Below are 3,235 nucleotides of genomic sequence, written 5' to 3'. Positions count from 1 at the left end.
TGCGGTCGGCCAGCATCCGGCCCCCGCTGGGCCGGTTGACCTTGTCCGCGGCACCCCACAGCACCAGGGTCGGCACCGGCAGCCGTGCCAGGCGCCGGTCGCGGGTGAAGTCCGTCCTCCACACGGTGCGTACGGACGTCGGGCGGGTCAGCGGCGGGTTCGCGACGACCTCGGGGTCGATGCTGTCCTGGTAGCGGGAGTCGATGACCGACGCGGGCACCTCCGCCGCGTTGAAGACGAGGTAGGTGCGGATGAACTTCTCCAGCTTCGGCCGCGAAGGGCCGTCCCCCGTGTAGTAGTCGAGAAGGCTGTTGAGGCCGGGGGTGGGCAGGGCGCGGGTGGTGCCGATGCCGCCGGGGCCCATCAGGACCATGCGGTCGACCCGGTCGGGGGTGTCGAGGGCGAGCCGCAGCGCGCAGGCGCCGCCGTAGGAGTTGCCGACCAGGTGGGCCCTGTCCAGGCCGAGCCGGTCCAGCAGGCCGCGGATGTGGTCGGCGAGGTAGCCGAACGGGTCGCTCTTGTCGACGCCCTTGGTGCTGCGGCCGTAGCCGGGCAGGTCGGGCACGATGACCCGGTACTCCTTGGCCAGTTCGGCGATGTTGCGGCTGTAGTTGGAGACACCGGAGGCGCCGGGGCCGCCGCCGTGCAGGAGCAGAACGGCAGGGCCGTCACCCGTCTCGGCGACGAAGATCTTCTTGCCCGCGACATCGACGAGGGACTCGTGCATCGACGGCGGCTGGTTCTGCGTGGTCATGGGAGTGGTCCTCACCGGGCGGAGCCGGCGGCCGGTCGCGATGTGGGCGCGAACCCGGCTGGCGGTGGGGGGAGTTGGGCTCCGGCGCCCGCGGCGGCGTAGACGTAGGCGTCGGGGCGCAGGGCGAGCGTGGTGACGTCGCGCGCCGCGAGCCAGGGCAGCAGCACGCCGTCGCTGTCCACGACCGCGTTCTCGGCCGGACGCGAGCCGGCCGGCAGCACGGCCAGCGAGGGCACACCGGCCCGCTCCCAGGCCTGGGTCTGCTGTGGTCGGGGGAGGCCGAGGTGGAGCAGCAGCCAGCGGCCGGCGAGCACGTCGTCCAGCCGGACCCGCTCCCCGTCGGGGCCGGTGACCCAGGGCTGCGGGATCTGGTGCCCGGAGGCCTTGGTGCGCGGGCGGGCCTGGAAGCCACCGGCGTAGGAGGCGACCGGTATCCAGTTGGCGTCGACCAGCCGGGCGGTGAGGCCCGACACCGGGCGGAGCGCACGCAACGCGGTGTTCCGGACCCGGGCCACGGGGTGTCTGCGTTCGGTGATGATCCGGCCGACGAGCACCGCCCGCCGGGTCACCTCCTTGACGTGCGGTTTGCGTTCGGCCTCGTAGGAGTCGAGAACCGTCTCCGGCAGTTCGCCGCGCAGCACGGCGGCGAGCTTCCAGCACAGGTTGGCCGCGTCGCGTACCCCCGCCGCCATCCCCTGCCCGATCCACGGCGGCATCGCATGCGCCGCGTCCCCTGCCAGGAAGACCCGGCCGACCCGGAACCGGGCGGCAAAGCGGACGTGATGGCTGTAGACGGTGGCGCGCAGGATCCTGATCCGGTCCGGGCCGATGCCGTACCGGGACACCATCGCGTGGATCGCGTCGTCGGTGGTCAGGTGCTTCTCGTCGTCGCCGGGCAGGATCGGGAACTCCCACCGGTGGTGGCCGAGCGGCGTCGGGCAGTCCACGGCCGGGCGGGCCGGGTCGCAGCGGAACCGCAGCCGGTCGTGGTCCGGCCAGGGCTTCAGCATCTCGGTGTCGACGACGCCCCAGCGGTCCTCGTACGTCCGCCCCTCGTACCCCACGTTGAGCTGGGCACGGGTGAGGCTGGACCCGCCGTCGGCCGCGATCACGTACCGCGCGCGCAGCCGTCGTACCGAGTCGTCGGCGGTCCCGGCCACCGTCAGCTCCACGCCGTCGGCGTCTGCGGACTGGTGCAGCCGCAGGCACTCGTGGCGCGATAGCACCTCCACGTTCGGGTAGCGGCCGACGCCGTCGCGCAGGACCTGCTCCAGCGCGGGCTGGTAGAGGAACATCTGCGGCGGATGGCCGTGGCCGCGCGGGGCGGGGCAGGCGCTGAGGAAGGTACGGCCCTGCGCGTCGACGAAGTCGAGCGGCCGCTCGGCGAGCATGTCCAGCTTCAGCCGCTCGGCCAGGCCGATCCGCTGCCAGATCCGGATGACCTCCTCGTCCGTGGAGATCGCCCGCGCACGGGAGTAGATCTCCGCGTCCCGCTCCACCACGACGACCCTGAGGCCCATGCCGCCCAGCAGGTTCGCCGCGGTCACCCCCGTGGGCCCGTAGCCGATCACCGCCACGTCATAGGCGCCGTCGTCGGCTCCACCCCTGGCACTGACTTCGCTCACCAGGCCACCTCACTGTCGTCCTCGTTTGCCTGCGGCTCTTGCGGCTCTGCGGCTCTTGCTGCGCTCACGGCTCTTGCTGTAGCGCTTACTCCACTTGGAGCAGACGCTACGGTAAGACGGACGTCAACGGGGGTCAAGCACTCGGGGCGGAAAGCAAGGGGGGTCCGTCCGAGGACGGGAAACAAAAAAGGGACGGTGCCGGGCGTCCCTCCCGGCACCGTCCCGGACCGTGCGCCGCTCAGGCACGGTCCGTCTTGGGGCATGGGAAGCCGGGCGCGGCGCTGGGGCCAAGCCCGGCTTCCTGTAGGTCAGTCGTGGTTGCGTCTCTGGCTGTGGCTGTTGTCGCGGTCGCGGTTGCGCTCGCAGTCGCGAGTGCCGCCGCCGCTCAGGCGATGCTCGCCCGCTCGCCCTTCTCCTCCTCTTCCTCCTTCCGCGACTCCTCGGCCGCCTCCTCGGACCGGCTCTCGCCGCGGAGTCCGGGCAGCACCGCGAGGACGATCATCGTCCCGGCGGCCATGATGATCCCGCCGACCAGGCTGGTCTGGGCGACTCCGTGGGCGAAGGACTCGTGCACGGCGTCGAGCAGCGCCTGGGCCTGCTGCGGCCCTCCGGCGGTCGGGTTCTTCGCGACCTGTTCGGCGACGGCGATCCCGCCGCCCACCGAGTCCTTGGCGGTGTCCATCGCGGCGGCCGGAAGGTGGCTGCCCACCAGGCCGGTCAGCTTGTCGCGGTAGGCGGTGCCGAGCAGCGAGCCGAGGATCGCGATGCCCAGGGAGCCGCCGAGTTCCAGGGCGGTGTCGTTGGCGCCGCCGCCGACGCCCAGCTCCGACTCGGGGAAGGAGCCCATGATGGTGTC

2 protein-coding genes and 1 pseudogene are annotated in these 3,235 nt (G+C 72.4%); all 3 read right to left on the bottom strand.

Annotated features, from left to right (window positions below; translation table 11 throughout):
• A partial coding sequence (locus ABZ887_RS50980; protein ID WP_361306551.1) for an alpha/beta fold hydrolase occupies positions 1–754 on the bottom strand: 754 nt, incomplete at its 3' end.
• A gap of 11 nt (positions 755–765) precedes the next feature.
• Positions 766–2,379, bottom strand: a complete 1,614-nt coding sequence (locus tag ABZ887_RS50975) for a bifunctional 3-(3-hydroxy-phenyl)propionate/3-hydroxycinnamic acid hydroxylase (protein ID WP_361306549.1) — start codon at positions 2,377–2,379, stop codon at positions 766–768.
• A gap of 385 nt (positions 2,380–2,764) precedes the next feature.
• Positions 2,765–3,235: pseudogene (locus tag ABZ887_RS50970) on the bottom strand (MFS transporter); the annotation flags it as partial.

This window comes from Streptomyces sp. NPDC047061 (assembly GCF_040643955.1).
Lineage (GTDB): Bacteria > Actinomycetota > Actinomycetes > Streptomycetales > Streptomycetaceae > Streptomyces.
The sequence above is the reverse complement of the archived record's forward strand: the minus strand, read 5'-3'. Positions and strand labels throughout refer to the sequence as shown.